Origin of the sequence: Microbacterium sp. SORGH_AS_1204 (assembly GCF_030818935.1) — a bacterium.
Classification (GTDB): Bacteria; Actinomycetota; Actinomycetes; order Actinomycetales; family Microbacteriaceae; genus Microbacterium.
The window spans coordinates 3,522,759-3,539,626 of sequence record NZ_JAUTBD010000001.1; the positions used below are offsets into that span (position 1 = coordinate 3,522,759).

Below are 16,868 nucleotides of genomic sequence, written 5' to 3' on the forward strand. Positions count from 1 at the left end.
CCCCGACGCGTTCGTCCCGGTACCTCCCGTTCAGTGTGCGGCGGTCGGAACTTCCTCGGCGTACGAGGCACGCGGGTTCCAGCCCAGAAGTGACCGACTCGCTAGGACGGCCGCACGCACCCAATGGTGCGCCCTCGCATAGCGCATTCGCCCCGATGCCAAGGTCATCGGGTCGCTGTAAGCCCAGTGCGGCGCGAACACCGGCGACCGACGTCGATTTCCATCACGCCGAGTCAAGTGCAACAGCGCTTCCGTCGCACCGAGACTGACCGCCGCCTTGACGCCCTGCACGACCGACGGGAGCGGCGCACCGGCCACCGTAGCCCGGAATGTGGCGAGGTCTCCATATGAGGGGACGTAGGGCACGCAGCGACTCAGATCCGCGGTCCGGGTCGCCGCCTCTTCCAAGGTGATATCGGGCGGCAGGCCCATCACCCGCTCGAAGGTGTAGCGGCTGCTGGGCGCGAACGACGTGGCGATCGCACCGAAGCCGATGTTCATCACGAGAAGGTTGGGAACGCGATGACGGCGTGCGGCGCGAGCGAGCGCCGTCCCCACGTGCAGGTAGTGCAGCTCGGACTCATCCAACACGAGGTCGGCACCGGCAACGAACTCGTCGGCGTTGTCGACGGTGACACCGTCAGGGTAAGTGACGACCCGCGTTTCCGGGCGGATCTTGTTGATGGTCTCGCGTAGCGCTTCAACCTTGAGTCGTCCGTACGTGTCGCTGTTGGCCCAGGCGACACGATTGGAGTTCTCGGGCACGAAGGTCTCCGGGTCCGCGATCCGGATCTCCTTCGGGCCCGCCATCATGACCAGAGCCACGGCGAGATCGAAGCCGTCCCCGCCGGCGCCCGCGATGGCGATGGTGGAATCCTGGAGAAGCTGCTGCTCGCTCCGCCGCCAGAAGCCGAGGTTTCGTCGGAACTCCGGCGGTACGGGAATCTGCTGCGCGGCCTGTTCGCGGGTCACTGCTCGACCTCGCCCCAGAACCGCACGGCACCTTCCGAGACATCCAACGCGTCGATTTCAGCGAGCCCGCCAAGGTTGGCCGCCGACGCGATCGGGTCCAGCTTGATGGCGAGGTTGACGCCCTGGTACTCCTCGAGCCAGATCGGTTCCGCCACGCGGGAGACGCCGATGCCGGCCATGCCGAGCAGACGCTCAAGCGGGCGTTCGACAATGGCGTAGACGTGATCTTCCACACCGATCCGGCGAACGTGTGCGATGGACGAACGCCACAGCTCCTGAAGGGCCCGCATCTGGTGCTGCGGGTCGTCGAGGCGTCCGATGTAACGCGAGATCTCCGCACACCCAGCGGGCAGGTTCAGCCCGTACAGAGCGTCGGCGGGGAGCGGACGGTTGTCGGAGTGGAGGCGTTCGATCACGCGCACGCATGCCACCGCTACCGGCAGCGGGTACCGGTTCTCCAGCACCACCGTGCCGTCCGCGCGCTCATCATCGTCGTCAATGTCGACCTTGTACGTCAGCGCTTCCAGGTCCAGCATCTCGGTCTGCACAGCGTAGACGCCGGTTCGGAGGTCGAGATATGACGAGAAGATCGGGTTCGCGTGCAAGCCATATCCGAGCTCGACCGCCGCGAATCGGCTACCGGGACTGGCGTCGAACACGTTGGTTCGCACGGAAGGGGTAATGTCCGCGTTGCGGACCCTTGTCTTTCGGGTGGCCATGGCCAGGTTCCTTTCATCGAGGTAGCTCGACGCTAGGAACTGGTCAGGTCGGTGCCTGAAAGTGGGAACGAACTTGGAAGTCGCAGCGACTCGGCGCCCGTGGCAGGCCGCTACGTTGGGCGAATCGTGTCAGAGAGCCCAACGCCAGGCGAAGCCGTTGAAGAGGCCGCCATGCACATCGCGCAGGGTGAGACGAGCGATTCCGTGCTCGTCCAACTGCACCTCATTGTACTCATTGGCAGCGTGAGGACGGGCATACGGACTTGCGCCCACGAACTTCCAGATGCTCGCCGGGCGTTCACCTCTGAATCCAACGCTGATTGTCAGCAGGAGTGATCTCGCGTGCAGCGCGCGGCTGCCGAGCGTGATGGGATCTGGCTCTTCACCTTGTCCGGGTGGCACAAGCCGAAACATCACGTCGTATCGCTCTCGATCCTGCATTGGGACGAGCTCTGTGCGGGACGCGTTGAGGTGCCAGAAGTGGTCATTCCACCCGGCGCCCTCAACTCGTCGAGTGTTCACCTTGAATTCTCCAGTCTTGCTAGGCTGCACCACTCCGGGATAAGAACGACCAATCGTGACAAAATCAAGTTCACCCGCCATATTGGCAAAGCGGTGATGCTCGAAGGTCTCTTTCCATCGTCGATTCTCCACGACGATGAGTATGCTCACCTCTTCGTAGATGATGCCCCCGTGCATCTCCGGCACATCCACCACGATTGGCGCTTGAGCGTATCGACCTGCGACGAGGCGCGAGTGAAGCTGCTTCAGCGCCGCGGCCTCTCGAGTGCGGACCGTGTCGCCCTTTCTCTGAATCTTGTCGCCGTGTATGAGTCGGCGTTGCATTAGTTCCGGAACATTTCGTGTTTCAGGAGAGAGGGCGAAAGAATCGAGCAGAACCTCCGACTGATCATCAGCAAGACTGTAGATCGCGGAGATGAAGCGATGCTGGAGGCGCTCGAAGCTGTCCTCCAAAGATCTGCGTAGCAATTCATCGACGATACCGGCTAGAGCGAGTCGACTTTGCGTGAATCCCTCTCTCTTTGTAAGCCAAACAAGTTGCTTGTGGAGAGTCGCAACATCATCTTCATCAAGCCGCACTATCCGCCTCCAGTCATGTAAAAAGGCCCTAATACCGCACAGTAGCAGCCGTGCAGAAGTGCATGTTCGCTGACCTGGGTTACATATAGGCGGCTGTCCGTCGCTATTCAGGCTCTTACGTAAGCGCATCCACGCAGATCGACCCTCCCGCAGCGGAAGACAGACTCAGGTTGCAACAGGAACCATCAGTTTCCCTACTCATCTGGTTGGCGAGTGGCGCGACCCTCGACTCACGAGGCGGTTGGAGGTCGAGTAGCCACCTGGTCGGCGAGCGGAGGGCACGCGCTGTCGCATTCATTCTCAGGCAGGTCTGACCGCCGACACGGGCGTGCCCGCCGCAACGCTCGGACAGGTCCGGGCTCCTGTCGGGCTGTGGTGGGCCGAGTCAGTCAGGCCTCACTTTCCCACCCTGCCAGCCGCAGCAACACCTCCGCGTTAAACTCCGCATCGCCGTGCTTGATTCGCTGGCCGTAGCGGTCGACGTACGCGCGCGCGAGCACCTTCACGTTCTCGACTTCCTTGGCTCGCCTGTCCGTCGCCCGAGCGAGCTTCTGCTCGCTCAGAGCGGGGTCGGTTGGGTCATACGGCCAGTGCCGGAGCCGTTCGACGCGAAGAACCTCAGCGCGGAGCACATAGACGTGCGCCCACAGTCGAGACAGAAGCTCTTCGTGTTCGGCGGCCTCCTTACTCGATACATCGCCGACGCGAATGATCGGGGTATCACCGCTCGCTTCGAGCGGTGGCGGCGTGGCCCGGTCTCTCGGGATGTAGTTCTGCGAGTCCCTGTGTAGTTGCCAGGCCACCGCGGTGACGATCTCGGGTTCGATGCGTTTGCGAAAATGCTCTGCCTCGCGGTCGATGACGGTCGCCGCCGCGAGTCTGCGGTTCGTCAGATTCTGGCCTCGCATGCCGGGGGCGAGACCGAACAGGATCCTGGCAGCGGGTCCGAGCTGATCGTCCGGATAGTGAACGAGGAGACGGGCGAGAAGGTCGTCGAGTGCCTTTACTCGGTTGAGCCTGTCAGAGGGATCGATGCTTCGCGCGACCACGCCGCGAAGTCCAAGCAACGCATCGTCTGCGAATGAGGGCTGAACGGGAAGCCCGGTGCTGACGATGGGCCGGAGCGCCTTCGCGAGGTCGTCGACGGGCGGCGGCGAGTCGTGGGTGATCACCTGGCCTCCAATCGATCCCAGCGTGATCTGAGGGTAGCCAGAAAGCGCCCAAGTTCTGTCCTCTCCCATGCCCATCTCTCGTCAGGAGACTCCTACCCGTGACGCGACAGCGGGTCGCGAAACCTGAGTAGAGAGGCTGAATATGACGAACACTGAACTGCTCCCGACGGGGAGTTCCTTGGGTTCGCGGGGGCTCAGCGGGCTGTCGCTGGGCATCCAGCGGCAGACGCGTCGTGAGGTCGAGCGGGTGCAGTCCCGCGCGATCATCGCGAAGCTGACCGAGGACGGACGGGCGTTCATCACGCACACCGCGCTGGAGCACGTCGGCGCGCTGGCCGCGCTCGAGCAGCACCTGATCACCGTTGCGCCGCTCGGCGAGGCGCGCTACCGGGAGATCGTCGACAGCTACACCCTCGGCGCGTCGGCGGCGATCCGTCGGTGGTCATGAGATGGCGGTCCTCGGGCTGCTGGCGCTGCCGTTCATACTCGCCGGATGGGTCATTTACGGAGTGTGCACCGCGGGTGAGTGGGCGATGAAGTATTTCCTGGACCGCCGCGAGCGCAGGCGCGCTGCTATCGAAGCGGAACTCGACCGGAAGCAAGCCGAGCTTCGCGGCGCCATTCTCCAACTGGCCGATGCCCTCGGCGTGGAAGCACACGAAGCGCGCAAGGCGCTCATCCGCGAGTCGTATCGCGCATCGGGCGCGGTGCCGACGCGTCCCGAATAGCTCGCCTGGTGGCGGGGAGGCTCCGGTAGCCGCCCCGCCACCACCCTGTCGTTGTGGTTTTCGCAACGGCCCCGATCGGACGATTGATCGCTCCGCGCGCATAGCGCATAACCAGTTGTGGTCACGCGCGACTAACGCGTGCGGCAGAGAGGAGTTACTTCACATGATCACCAATTCACGCGACGTGCCGGCCACCTTCCAGCCCGTCAAGAAGCACAAGGTCTGCTACGCCGACCCGCCGTGGCCGCACGCCCAGCAGGGGGCACGCGGCGCCGGTCGCCACTACGACCTCATGACCACCGAGGACATCGTCCGGATGCCGATCGCCGACTTCATGGCGGAGGACTCGACGCTGCTCCTGTGGACAACCAACGCGGCGCTCCCGGACGCGCTCCGCGTTATGAGCGCATGGGGGTTCACCTACAAGACGAACGCCGTCTGGGACAAGTACTACATGGGCCTCGGCAACTACTTCCGCGGCAGCCACGAGATTCTCCTACACGGTGTCCGAGGCAAAGCCCCGTTCAAGTTCCACGGGCAGCGCTCGACGCTGCTGTTCCCCCGCCAAGATCACTCGCGGAAGCCCGAGGAGATGATCCCGCTCATCGAGCGCGTCCTCGACGGCCCCTACCTCGAACTGTTCGCGCGGCAGAGACCCAACAGCCTCAAAGACTGGTCGGTATGGGGGAATGAGATCGACTCCGACATCATCATCCCGGGCTACCCCGTCCCGTCCGACTTCACGTCGAGCACCTCGACTTCCACAGGAGCGGGTGATGACTGATGGGCGATGCTCCTCCCCCGATTGCCTCGCGGTTCTTCCGCGCCTGTCTACTCATCCTCGGTGGCGTCGTCGCCCTCTGGCTAGCGCTCGAACTCTTCGCACGGCTCTGGGGCTGGGTGCTGCTCGCAGCGGGGATCGTTCTGACGGCGTGGTGTCTGGTTACCGCTTACCGGTACTGGTGGGGACGGCGATTCTAGCCATGCCGATGATCCTTCTCGTGCCCTTCTCCGCCGGTCAGATCGGAGGCGCATCGTGACCAGTCAACGAAATCCACGCCGCTACCGGAAGACACAGGGGCGACGGGTGTGGGTGTTCTCCGAACTCAACCACGACCTGCGTCCCGAACAACTCGCGAAGATCCTGACCGCTGCGGGCCTCGAACAAGCCCGTCTCGAAGTTGAAGCCCGGGCACAGAGGGAGGGATCTCCCACGGGCGTTGACAACGCAGCGGTGCACAACGAGAACGAGAACGGAGACTCGGATGTCTGACCTCGTCTTCACGCGACTCCACCTGCCACGCCCGATAGTCTCCGCGACGGTCGAGGAACTGCTCGCACGTCTCCTGAGCGCCGACGTACCTCGTCCCGTGACCTTCGAGGTGCATGCCGCTCCGGAAGGGATCGTCCACATACTGGGGTGTGCCACCACGACCGTCCCGCAGTTGAAGCGACTTCTCCGTGACCGTGTCGCTGGAATCGGCTTCGAAGCCGTCATCCGGCCAGACGTCGTTGCGGTCAGCCGTGTCGTCGCTCATCCGAACTCGGTTCCGCTCGAAAACGTGGATCCCGAGAACCTCGTGGCGAGCCTGTATCACGCGTTGGCTGCCCGCCGCGGCGACGAGCACCTGGCGGTCCAGGTCGTCCTCAACCAAACACACGGTGCAGTTCCCGTTCCCTTCAGTGTGGCCGATCCCTTCCAGCGGTTCGGATCGATGCTGCTAGCAGGAGTTCGCCCTGCTGCGGGCGACACCCGAAAGCGCATCGAGGAACACGTCTCAACACCAACGGTGATGACGACGCTGCGCATCGGCGCTACCGCCGAGTCGGCAAAACGCATCCGCGCGTTGGTCTGGGAAGTCTTCGGTGCGCTGCAAGTGCTGGAAAGCAGAGGTGTGCGGTTGACCTTGAACTACGACACCACCAGTCGCTGGCGTACTGGCACACCGCGTGCGGGACTTCGCCTGTCGACCCGGGAGCTTCTCCCGCTATTGGGCTGGCCGCTCGGCGACCGAGACTACGCGGGTGTTCCCGGCGTCCATCCTCGACGTCTGGCCGTGGCTGAGATCGTCAGCCGTACCGCCTCCGTCTTCGCGGTCGGGACTGCACCTGGGCCGGAACGCGTGATCGGGATCGACACGAAGAGTCGCCTTCAGCACATGGTGACCATCGGGCCAACCGGCTCAGGAAAATCCACGTTGCTGGAGCATCTCATCCTCTCGGATATCCGTGCGGGCCGGCCCTGCGTCGTCATCGAGCCGAAGAAGCAGCTGGTGGACTCCGTCCTCGACGCCCTGCGTCCGAAGGATGCCGAGAAGGTCGTCGTGCTCGACGCCTCTGACATGAGTACGCCAGTCGGATTCAACCCACTCGATGTCGGCGATCGAGATCCCGACATCGTCGTCGACGGCATCGTCGCCGCGCTGGCGGCAACCTTCGGAGATGGGTGGGGACCGCGCACGGAGTACCTCATTCACGGCGCGCTTCTCTCCCTCGCGCGGGCGGGCGTGAAGCGAACCGAGCCGTACACCCTCATCGATCTCCCGAGGCTGTTGACCGACACCGCGTTCCGCAGACCAGTAATCGCCGCCGTCCAAGACGACCTGACGTTGGCCGCCTTCTGGGCAGAGTTCGAGGATCTTCGACCCGGTGCCCGGGCTGCGCAGATCGCCGCCCCACTCAACAAGCTCCGAAAGATCCTGATGCGCAAGCCGCTCGTCGCCGTTCTGGGGCAAGCGCGCCCGCGATTTCGGTTGCGTGACATCTTCCGGGAACGGATGAACGTCCTCGTGCCGCTCAACGAAGCGCTGGTCGGCAGTGGTGCATCCAGGCTGCTCGGCAGCCTCATCGTGGCCGAGATCTTCATGGCCACGATCGAACGCGCCACCGAGAAGAACCCGGAGAGACGCCCGGGATTCGTGTTCATTGACGAAGTCCAGAACTACCTCCACTTGCCGACGTCGGTGGGTGAAGCGATGAGTGTCTTCCGCTCGTACGGCGTCGGTCTGACCGTTGCGCACCAGCACCGAGGGCAACTCCCTCCGAGCATGCGGCAAGACTTCGACGTCAACGCTCGCAGCAAGGTCGTGTTCAGCCTCGAGGCCGACGACGCCAGAGACCTCGCCCGTCAGGCACCCCACCTCACGGCTGAGGACTTCCAAGCGTTGCCGCAATACGAGATCTATGCGCGCCTCATCGCGGGCGGCATCCCGACCCCCTGGTGCTCTGCCCGCACTCTCGAACCGGCCGAACGCGTCGGAAGACGCCGCGAGATTCGAGACCTCAGCCGCGCTCGCTACGGCTCACTGCATTCCGACGTCGTTCACACGCCCACCGTTGCCACGCCGCCGGCTGAAGGCTCAGAGCACGCGGCTTCAAGCCGTTCGTCACATCAGAAGGCGAGACGCTCATGAGCATTAGCGACACCGTGAAGGACACGGTCAAGTGTTCGGATCAGTGTTCCGGTCGACCTTCGTATCACGACGAACACCCACCTCCCCACCGGGCGTGGTTTCGGCGATTCCCGCCCATTTCAGGAGGGGACTCCCGCTGCGTTGCAGCGGACATGCCTCAGGGGTCGCGGCCAGGAGGCCAGCCATGAAGCCGACCACCGCCAGCACTCTCGATGGTCGCCTCACCGACCGCGACGTCAAGCTGCTGGAAGACGTCGAACGCTTCCGGCTGCTCACCACTCGGCAGCTGCAGCGACTCCACTTTCCGGCGAGTCCACTCGGACCGCATGTCACCGTCAGTAGCGCGACCCGAGGTACGACACGCGTACTCGGACGACTCGAGCACCTCGGAGCAATCTCTCGATTGGCCCGGCGTATCGGTGGCATCAAGCACGGCTCCGCGCTCACGATCTGGCAACTGGGTCCCGCTGGCGACCGCTACCTGCGGGCGAGGCGAGGCGACCCCACTCGTCGCCGTTTCGAGGAACCCGGGCTCGTCTTCGTCGACCACCAATTGGCTGTCGCCGATATGGCAGTGGCAGTGCTTGAGCAGGCTGAGGCCGGGCGATTCGACGTGCTGGAGCTCGAACCGGAACCCGCCTGTTGGCGCGCCTTTCCAGGTACTACCAACACGGCTCTCACGCTGAAGCCCGACCTGTTCGTCGTCACTGCCGACAAGAACACCGAGACACATTCGTTCGTCGAAGTCGACCGCGGCACCGAGCATCTGCCGGCAGTTCTTCGCAAGTGCCGTATCTATCAGCGCTATGCCGATACGGGGATCGAACAAGCGGAGCGGGGACTCTTCCCCGCGGTGGTCTGGATCGTGCCGGACGCGATCCGAGCGAGCAAGCTCCGCGCCGCCGTCACCGCCGACAAGGAACTGGAACCCGACCTGTTCTGGATACTCACCCCCGAGCAGGCACTTCGTCACCTCGCTCCGTACGGAGCGCCCATTATCACTTGACCGAAAGGAGGAATCTCATGCACTCACTCACCAAGACACCAGTCATTACTGCGACGAACAGCTCACACCGAGCAGAGCAGCTCATCGAACTTGGACTCAGCCTGGATCCCGAGGCCCGTAGCGAAGCCGTCGCCAGACTCATCGCCGCGACCATCCACGACGGCAGCGACACTGCTCTCCACAGGTTCGCCGGAACGGGAGAACTACAGCATCAAAAAGCTCTCGAGGAACTCACCGACGTGATCGTTCCGTTCGAGCAGGAGGGGTGGGTCGATGCTCTCGGTCGCCACATTCTGTATGCGAAAGCTGGCGGCTCGTGACCGGCGATGGGCAACGCCTCGCGCCGGCTATACGAGGTGAAAACTACATCGACCCGGCGACGGGGGCAGGATTCCCTGAACTGCCCGTCGAAGCGGCCGACGGACTGGACTTCCGCGGCCGAACGAGCGTTAATCCGGAGGATCTAACCGATGGAGGGCACTTATGAACACGCAACCCGCGACCAACCAACGAGTATTCGAGGGCGCACCGCCACCGTTGCAGTCACCTGCTCCGATCGCCATGGACGACGAGATCGACTCACTCATCGAGGCGAACACGTTCGCCGCAGTCGACGCACCCCCGGGGACACGCGCCGTCGTCTATGTGCGCGTTTCCAGCAAAGGTCAGCTGAACACTGACTACGACCCGGAAGGCATCTCCATCCCGGCGCAGCGCGCCGCCTGCACCCGTAAAGCAGACCAGCTGGGGCTGACCGTGATCGGCGAGTACGTCGAGCCTGGACGCTCGGCGACCGAGATGACCAAGCGGGTCGCGTTCCAGCAGATGCTCGAGCGGATCCGTCGTGAGCGGGACGTGGACTACGTCATCGTTCACAAACTGTCGCGCTTTGCCCGCAACCGTCTCGACGACGCGATCGTCATGGCCGACCTCAAGAAGCGTGGCGTTACGTTGATCTCCGCGACCGAGCAGATCGACAACACGCCCGAAGGCCAGCTGATGCACGGCATCCTGGCGACCTTCAATCAATACCGGTCGGCGGCCGATGGGGCCGACATCGCCTACAAGATGGGGCAGAAAGCCAAGACAGGCGGCACGCTGGGGCGCGCGCCCATCGGCTACCTCAACACGCTGGACCGCGTCGACGGACGCGAGATCCGCTCCGTCGCCATCGATCCCGAACGCGCCCCGTTCGTCAAACTCGCATTCGAGCTGTACGCCTCAGGCACCTACACCCTCGACGACATCACGACCGAGCTCGCCGACCGTGGGCTGAGGTCACGTCCCACCGCCACGCGCCCCGCCGCACCCATCGTCGTCTCGAAGGTGCAGCGCCTCCTGCGCGACCGTTACTACCTGGGCGAGATCGAGTACAAGGGTGAGACGTACGACGGACGACACGAACCGCTGATCGACCCCGAACTCTTCGAGAAAGTGCAGACGCTCCTCGACGCCCGGAACAAGTCCGGCGAACGGCGCATCAAGAACGACCACTACCTGAAGGGCACGATCTGGTGCGGACGCTGCCGACTCGAAGACCACGTCATCAAGCGCATGATCCTTATGCGCGCCACCGGGCGAAACGGCGGCGAGTACGCCTACTTCTTCTGCCGCGGGGTCCAGGATCACACCTGCGATGCACCCTACTCAAACGTCGAGCGAGTCGAGCGTGCTATCGAGGCGCACTACAAGACCATTCGACTCTCGGGCGAATTCATCGCCGCCGTGAAAGAGCGTCTGGAAGCGGCGATCGCGGACAAGGCCCGCGCCGAACAATTGCTCCGACAGCAGCTGGAGACCCAGCTCCGTCAACTCGCCGTGAAGGAAGAGAACCTCATCGACCTGGCCGCCGACGGTGAGCTGCCGACCGCCCGGATCAAGGTCAAGCTGCATGAGATCGGCCGTACCCGCACCAAGCTGACGGCACAGCTCGACACGGTCGAACTCGACCTGTCGGGAGGCCTCGCGTACATCAACGCGCATCTCGAACTGCTCGCCGATCCGCAGGAGCTGTACCGCCGAGCCTCAGACGAGATGCGCCGGCAACTGAACCAGGCGTTCTTCGGCCGGATCTACGTCGTCAACGACGAAGTCATCGGCGATGAGCTGACGTCGCCATTGGTCGAACTCTTGGCCGCTGAACGCGGCTGGACGGCCCTACAAGCCGGACAGAGCCTCGAAACGGCCATGGTTGGGGCGAAGGCCGAGGAGGCCCGTAGAAGGCTTATAGGCCAGAAATAGTGGATGGAACCTCGATCTAGCCGCGTGATTCCGCGGTGAAACGGGGATTGGTATGGTCCGCGACCCTTAGTCGTGGACCTTCCCTCGAATCAGGGCTCGTGCGTGGTATGCGGGTCGAAGCTGGTGAAGAACGGCCGGCATCCCTCGGGGACGCAGCGGTGGCGGTGCCGGTCGTGCGGGTCCTCCAGCGTCCGTCGGCGGCCCGACGTCACCCGCCGCGAACAGTTGCACCGGTTCCTGACCTGGCTGATGGGCAAGGCCTCACAGGCCGAGCTCGCCGGCGCCCGCAGCGCCCGCTCCTTCCGGCGCGATACCGCCTGGTGCTGGGACCTCGAACCACGCCTGCCTGTTACAGGCGAAGTACACGAGGTGATCCTGGTCGATGGGATCTGGATCGAAACGTGGTGCCTGCTGATTGCCCTCACCACCACCAACACCGTCGTGGGATGGCAGTGGGCAGCCCGCGAATCCGCTGCTGCGTGGGGCGCGCTGTTCGAGAGCATCCCGGCGCCGACGGTGGTGGTCACCGACGGGGGTTCCGGAATCCGTTCCGCTCTCGCCCTACACTGGCCCGAAGCGGCCATCCAACGCTGCATCTTCCACCTCCAACTGAACGTCACCCGCGAACTGACAAGGAACCCGCGCCTACGCGCCGGCAAAGACCTGCGCCAAATCGCCCTCACCCTCAGCAGCATCCACACCGTCGACGACGCCATCACCTGGCGCCTCACGCTGGAAGCCTGGTGGAAGACCCACGGGCACCTCCTGCGCGAGCGCACCCTCTACGACAACGGCCACTTCGGTTACACCCACAAACCGCTCCGCAAAGCCTGGGCGATCTTGCACCGCGTCGCCGAGAACGAACACTATGTTCACTTTCGTCCGCCATGACGCCCCGCGCACCACCTCACGCCTCGAAGGACTCAACTCCCAGATCAGGCACCTGCTCCGCCATCACCGCGGCATGCCGATCCCGCATCAACGCCGCGCCGTCGAATGGTTCCTCCTGCTGCACGAAGTCCCCATCGACCACGCCCACACATACGCCCACGCCCCCGCAACACACACGCTGAAAGCCGACTCCACCGTCGAACTCCAGGACCCGACCCCAGTCCTCTACGACAAGGGCCTCGACGCCTCAGAAGGCCTCTGGCTCAGAACAGGATGGGCAGGACGAGGATGACACGCCCGACCCATCCACTATTTCTGGCCTATAAGCCCCGTAGAAGCCCGGAAACAGCCGAAAAGGCCACCCCGAAGGGTGACCTTTTCGTTGGAACCGTAGGAGACCTGCTCACTGCCCTGCAAAGCCAGGGTGATTGCAGTAAGCCTCCTATGGTGCGCGAGGGGGGACTTGAACCCCCACGCCCGTGAAGGCACTGGCACCTGAAGCCAGCGCGTCTACCTATTCCGCCACTCGCGCATGCGCGGCATCGGGATGCCACGCGACCAACTTTTCGAGAATATCACGGCTGCGGGCGCCTGACGAAACGTGGCTGTCGGAGACGGCATCCATCACCTGCCCAGCCGTGCTGACTACGATGTGCCTACTGGTCTGCCTGCCCGAAGGAGTCTCGTGGGACTACTCGACAGTTTCGAGAAAGGTCTCGAACGCGCCGTCAACGGTGCGTTCGCGAAGACCTTCCGCAGCGGCATCCAGCCGGTGGAGATCGCGTCCGCGCTGCGGAGCGAGCTCGACAAGAAGGCCGTGGTGGTCACGCGTGAGCGCATCCTCGCCCCGAACACGTTCGCGGTGCGGCTGTCACCCGCCGACGACGAGAAGATGAGTGCGCTCGGTTCGACCCTCGTCTCCGAGCTCGACGCCCTCGTCAAGAAGCACGCTCGCACCCAGGGCTACTCCTTCGCCGGTCCCGTCGCGATCTCGATCGAGCGCGACACCTCACTGTCGACCGGCACGCTCCGTGTCGACTCGCAGACCACCGAGGGCCGCATCGCCTGGCGTGGTGTCGTCGACATCGACGGCACGCGGCATCCGCTGACCGGCGCCCGCACCGTGATCGGGCGCGGCAGCGATGCCGACATCACCATTCCCGATGCCGGCACGAGCCGCAAGCACGTCGAGATCCTGTGGGACGGTGAGCGCGCCATGGTCCGCGACCTGGGGTCGACCAACGGCACCACCCTCGACGGACGCAAGGTGTCCGAGGCCGCGTTGCCGCCCGATTCGACGATCTCGATCGGTCGCACCAATATCGTGTTCCGTGTGGTCGCGCAGGCGCAGCCGCCGCGGCGCCCGCAGGCGCCCGACGCCACGAGCATCTTCGACGTCCGGGAACGGGGACCCCACTCATGAGTCAGCTGACTCTCCTTCTTCTGCAGGGCGGTTTCCTCGTCCTCCTGTGGTTCTTCGTCTTCGGCGTGGTGTATTCGCTGCGCGCCGACCTGTTCGGCGTGAAGGTGCGCAAGCTCCCCGAGCCGGCGGCATCCCCTGCTCCTGCGGCCCCCGCCCCCGTCGCCTCCCCCGATGCGGTCACGACGCAGGTCAAGCGTCCGGCCCCCGCCGCCCCGGCACCGGTCGGCGGATTGGCCACCACCTCGGCAGTGTCGCGCATCGTGATCACGAGCGGCCCGAAGGCGGGACTCGAGCTGCCACTCGGCACCGAGCCGCTCACGATCGGACGCTCGAGCGAGTCGGGCCTCGTCATCCGCGACGACTACACCTCGAGTAATCACGCCCGCCTCGTGCTGTGGGGCGATCAGTGGATGCTGCAAGACCTCGACTCCACCAACGGCACCTCTCACGACGGCGTGCGCGTCGCCGCCCCCGTGCAGGTGAAGGTCGGCGCTCCGATCAAGGTCGGCGCGACGACGTTCGAACTGAGGAAGTAACGCTCCTCCATGGTCTTCCAGGGCTCGAGCGCCGCCATCTCCCACACGGGCAAGGTGCGTTCCAACAACCAGGATTCCGGCTACGCCGGATCCAATCTCTTCGTGGTCGCCGACGGCATGGGCGGCCACGCGGGTGGCGACGTGGCCTCGAGCCTGGCCATCGGCCGCCTCACCGAGCTCGACCGGCCGTTCCGCACGCCCACCGACGCCGAGCATGCGATCCGCGACGCGCTGGCCGAGACGGCCACCGAACTGATCGACACGGTGGGGCGCCGACCCGAACTCGCGGGCATGGGCACCACCGTGAGCGCCCTGGTCATGGTCGACGACTATGCCGTGATCGGCCACATCGGCGACTCGCGCATCTATCTCTACCGCGACGACACACTCACCCAGATCACCGCCGATCACACCTTCGTGCAGCGGTTGGTCGACTCCGGTCGCATCACCCCTGAGGAGGCGCGGTATCACCCGCGTCGCTCGGTCCTTATGCGGGTGCTCGGCGACATGGACCCCGATCCCGAGATCGACAGCTTCATCATGCCGACGCAGGACGGCGATCGCTGGTTGCTGTGCTCCGACGGTCTGTCGGGAGTCGTCGACGACGCCCACACCGCCAAGACCCTCGCCCTGGGCATGCCGCCGGCACGCACGGCGGACGCTCTCTTGAAGCAGGCCCTCGACGGCGGGGCGCCCGACAACGTCACCGTCGTGCTCGTCGATGTGGGCGGTCAGCATCCCGTCTTCATCGGCACCCCGACGATCGTCGGCTCGGCGTCCAACCCGAGCGGTGTCGTCGTCCCCGCCGCGCGCACGGGGCGCTCGGGCTGGCTGCATCACGCGCGTCAGGTCGCCAACGAACCCACGCACTTCGAACCGGCCGCGGAATTCCTCGAGGAGCTCATCGAAGAAGACCGTCGCCGCGCGCGGCGACGCCGCGTGGGCTGGCTCGCGGCCCTCATCATCGTGCTGGCGGGTCTCGGTTTCGGCCTGTACGCCGGGTACGCCTGGACCCAGACGCGCTATTACGTGGGCACCGATGAGAATTCGGTCGTGATCTACCGCGGCATCCAGCAGTCCATCGGGCCGCTGTCGCTGTCGACCGTCTACGAGGACACCGACGTCGAGATCGCCGGGCTGTCGGCGTTCGACCGGCAGACCGTCGAGGCCACGATCTCGGCGAGTTCCCTCGCCGATGCCCAGCGCATCGTCGATCGCCTGCGCCCCGCAGAGGAGGCACGCGGATGACAGACCAGAGACTCACCCGATCGACGGACGCCGTCTCCACCGACACGGCCGTCATGCGGGCCCTGAAGAAGATCCGTGTGCCCGCCACGCAACGCAACCGTGAACTGGGCCTGCTGGTGTTCGCGATCGCGGTCTACGGCGCGGCCGTGACACTGGTGCAACTCGGCGCGACAGGGGCGGTGGAGACCGGGTTCCTGACCCTCGCCGCCGTGCCGGCCGTCCTCGCCCTCATCACGCACGTGGTGCTGCGCCTGCGCGCCCGCGACGCCGACCCGTTCGTACTGCCCATCGCCACCGTGCTCACGGGCCTGGGCATCGCGATGATCTATCGCATCGACCTGGCCGATCAGGCCAGCGGATGGGATGCCACGGGCCACCGCCAGATCGCCTGGGCGGTGATCGCGATGGTCGCGGCCCTCGCCGTGCTGATCTTCGTGCGCAACTACCGCGTGCTCTTCCGCTACACGTATCTGTCGGGGCTCGTCGGCATCCTGCTGCTCCTGCTGCCGTTCGTCCCGGGCCTGGGCACCGACCAGAACGCCGACGTGTGGGTCTCGCTCGGATTCGTGTCGTTCCAGCCGGGTGAGTTGGCCAAGATTTGCCTGGCGATCTTCTTCGCCGGGTACCTCGTGCGCACCCGCGAGAGCCTCACCTCCACCGGCACGCGCTTCCTCTTCATGACCTGGCCGCGGGCACGCGAACTCGGTCCCGTGTTGATCATCTGGCTCGTCTCGCTCGGAATCATCGTGCTCCAGCGCGACCTCGGCACGGGGCCTGCTCATCTTCGGCATGTTCGTCGCGATGCTCTACGTGGCCACCGGAAAGACGAGCTGGGTCCTCATCGGCCTCGTCCTGGTCGCGAGCGGCGCGTTCCTGGCATCCCGCGTGCTGCCCTACGTCAACGGCCGCTTCGCCAACTGGCTCCACGCCTTCGATCCCGAGGTCATCGAGCGCGACGGCGGCAGCTACCAGCTCGTGCAGGGCATCTTCGGCCTTTCGCACGGCGGCCTGTTCGGCACGGGTCTCGGGCAGGGGCGACCGTACATCACCCCGCTGTCGCAGAGCGATTACATCGTGCCGAGCCTCGGCGAGGAGCTCGGTCTCGTCGGACTCTTCGCGATCCTGGCGCTCTACATGGTGTTCACCAGCCGCGGCATCCGGATCGGGCTCGCCGGGCAGGACGACTTCGGCAAGCTCCTGGCGACCGGCTTCTCGTTCACCATCGCGCTGCAGGTGTTCATCATGGTCGGCGGCGTCACCCGCGTCATCCCCCTGACCGGTCTCACCACCCCCTTCCTGGCCGCCGGCGGCTCCTCCCTCATCGCGAACTGGATCATCGTGGCGTTCCTGCTGCGCATCTCCGACGCGGTGCGCAGCCGCCCCCGGGTGGTGATCGGTTGATGACCCGTTCGTTCCCG

18 protein-coding genes, 1 tRNA gene and 1 pseudogene are annotated in these 16,868 nt (G+C 64.9%); 15 read left to right on the top strand and 5 right to left on the bottom strand.

The features are described from left to right. Positions 1 to 30 precede the first annotated feature (30 nt). The 4 genes from QE410_RS16240 to QE410_RS16255 all read right to left on the bottom strand — a co-directional run bounded on the left by QE410_RS16240 (position 31) and on the right by QE410_RS16255 (position 3,964). Positions 31 to 972 carry a ThiF family adenylyltransferase gene (locus QE410_RS16240; RefSeq protein WP_307333914.1) on the bottom strand — a complete coding sequence of 314 codons (942 nt, stop codon included), beginning with the start codon at positions 970 to 972 and terminating at the stop codon, positions 31 to 33. Then, positions 969 to 1,691, bottom strand: a complete 723-nt coding sequence (locus QE410_RS16245) for a hypothetical protein (RefSeq protein ID WP_307333916.1) — start codon at positions 1,689 to 1,691, stop codon at positions 969 to 971. The genes QE410_RS16240 and QE410_RS16245 overlap by 4 nt, the downstream gene beginning before the upstream one ends. Before the next feature lie 129 nt (positions 1,692 to 1,820). Continuing rightward, entirely contained in the window at positions 1,821 to 2,792 is a 972-nt protein-coding gene (locus QE410_RS16250) for a hypothetical protein (protein ID WP_307333918.1), read from the bottom strand. Positions 2,793 to 3,181: 389 nt separating this feature from the next. Beyond that, complete coding sequence (locus QE410_RS16255; protein ID WP_307333920.1) at positions 3,182 to 3,964, bottom strand: hypothetical protein; 783 nt, start codon at positions 3,962 to 3,964, stop codon at positions 3,182 to 3,184. Positions 3,965 to 4,106: 142 nt separating this feature from the next. Here QE410_RS16255 and QE410_RS16260 point away from each other — a divergent pair, with 142 nt between their 5' ends. The 11 genes from QE410_RS16260 (at position 4,107) to QE410_RS16310 (ending at position 12,535) form a co-directional block, all read left to right on the top strand. Next, positions 4,107 to 4,412 carry a hypothetical protein gene (locus QE410_RS16260; RefSeq protein WP_307333922.1) on the top strand — a complete coding sequence of 102 codons (306 nt, stop codon included), beginning with the start codon at positions 4,107 to 4,109 and terminating at the stop codon, positions 4,410 to 4,412. Between the two features lies 1 nt (position 4,413). After that, positions 4,414 to 4,692, top strand: coding sequence for a hypothetical protein (locus QE410_RS16265; protein WP_307333924.1), 279 nt, complete (start codon positions 4,414 to 4,416; stop codon positions 4,690 to 4,692). Between the two features lie 163 nt (positions 4,693 to 4,855). Further along, the gene (locus tag QE410_RS16270; protein WP_307333926.1) at positions 4,856 to 5,476 is read left to right on the top strand and encodes an MT-A70 family methyltransferase; all 621 of its coding nucleotides are present in this window, start codon (positions 4,856 to 4,858) and stop codon (positions 5,474 to 5,476) included. Beyond that, positions 5,476 to 5,673: a hypothetical protein gene (locus QE410_RS16275; protein WP_307333928.1), complete on the top strand. Its 198-nt coding sequence runs from the start codon at positions 5,476 to 5,478 to the stop codon at positions 5,671 to 5,673. Before QE410_RS16270 ends, QE410_RS16275 begins: the two co-directional genes overlap by 1 nt. A gap of 112 nt (positions 5,674 to 5,785) precedes the next feature. Beyond that, positions 5,786 to 5,965 carry a hypothetical protein gene (locus tag QE410_RS16280; protein WP_307333930.1) on the top strand — a complete coding sequence of 60 codons (180 nt, stop codon included), beginning with the start codon at positions 5,786 to 5,788 and terminating at the stop codon, positions 5,963 to 5,965. Next, positions 5,958 to 8,105, top strand: a complete 2,148-nt coding sequence (locus QE410_RS16285) for a type IV secretory system conjugative DNA transfer family protein (RefSeq protein WP_307333932.1) — start codon at positions 5,958 to 5,960, stop codon at positions 8,103 to 8,105. The genes QE410_RS16280 and QE410_RS16285 overlap by 8 nt, the downstream gene beginning before the upstream one ends. A gap of 184 nt (positions 8,106 to 8,289) precedes the next feature. Continuing rightward, entirely contained in the window at positions 8,290 to 9,111 is an 822-nt protein-coding gene (locus QE410_RS16290) for a replication-relaxation family protein (protein ID WP_307333934.1), read from the top strand. Between the two features lie 17 nt (positions 9,112 to 9,128). Beyond that, positions 9,129 to 9,431: a hypothetical protein gene (locus tag QE410_RS16295; RefSeq protein ID WP_307333936.1), complete on the top strand. Its 303-nt coding sequence runs from the start codon at positions 9,129 to 9,131 to the stop codon at positions 9,429 to 9,431. Between the two features lie 241 nt (positions 9,432 to 9,672). Continuing rightward, positions 9,673 to 11,352, top strand: a complete 1,680-nt coding sequence (locus QE410_RS16300) for a recombinase family protein (protein WP_307333938.1) — start codon at positions 9,673 to 9,675, stop codon at positions 11,350 to 11,352. 72 nt (positions 11,353 to 11,424) lie between these two features. Then, positions 11,425 to 12,243 carry a transposase gene (locus QE410_RS16305; protein WP_307333940.1) on the top strand — a complete coding sequence of 273 codons (819 nt, stop codon included), beginning with the start codon at positions 11,425 to 11,427 and terminating at the stop codon, positions 12,241 to 12,243. Then, positions 12,221 to 12,535, top strand: a complete 315-nt coding sequence (locus tag QE410_RS16310) for a hypothetical protein (RefSeq protein ID WP_307333942.1) — start codon at positions 12,221 to 12,223, stop codon at positions 12,533 to 12,535. The genes QE410_RS16305 and QE410_RS16310 overlap by 23 nt, the downstream gene beginning before the upstream one ends. A gap of 153 nt (positions 12,536 to 12,688) precedes the next feature. Here the strand turns inward: QE410_RS16310 and QE410_RS16315 are convergent. Further along, a tRNA-Leu gene (locus tag QE410_RS16315) sits at positions 12,689 to 12,775 on the bottom strand. A 153-nt stretch (positions 12,776 to 12,928) separates the two neighbouring features. Here QE410_RS16315 and QE410_RS16320 point away from each other — a divergent pair. The 4 genes and pseudogenes from QE410_RS16320 (at position 12,929) to QE410_RS16335 (ending at position 16,851) form a co-directional block, all read left to right on the top strand. Further along, positions 12,929 to 13,666: a DUF3662 and FHA domain-containing protein gene (locus tag QE410_RS16320; RefSeq protein WP_307333943.1), complete on the top strand. Its 738-nt coding sequence runs from the start codon at positions 12,929 to 12,931 to the stop codon at positions 13,664 to 13,666. Beyond that, a complete protein-coding gene (locus QE410_RS16325; RefSeq protein ID WP_307333945.1) occupies positions 13,663 to 14,202 on the top strand; it encodes an FHA domain-containing protein in 540 nt (179 codons plus the stop codon). The genes QE410_RS16320 and QE410_RS16325 overlap by 4 nt, the downstream gene beginning before the upstream one ends. 9 nt (positions 14,203 to 14,211) lie before the next feature. Next, complete coding sequence (locus QE410_RS16330; RefSeq protein ID WP_307333947.1) at positions 14,212 to 15,450, top strand: PP2C family serine/threonine-protein phosphatase; 1,239 nt, start codon at positions 14,212 to 14,214, stop codon at positions 15,448 to 15,450. Continuing rightward, positions 15,447 to 16,851: pseudogene (locus tag QE410_RS16335) on the top strand (FtsW/RodA/SpoVE family cell cycle protein). Before QE410_RS16330 ends, QE410_RS16335 begins: the two are co-directional and overlap by 4 nt. Positions 16,852 to 16,868 lie beyond the last annotated feature (17 nt).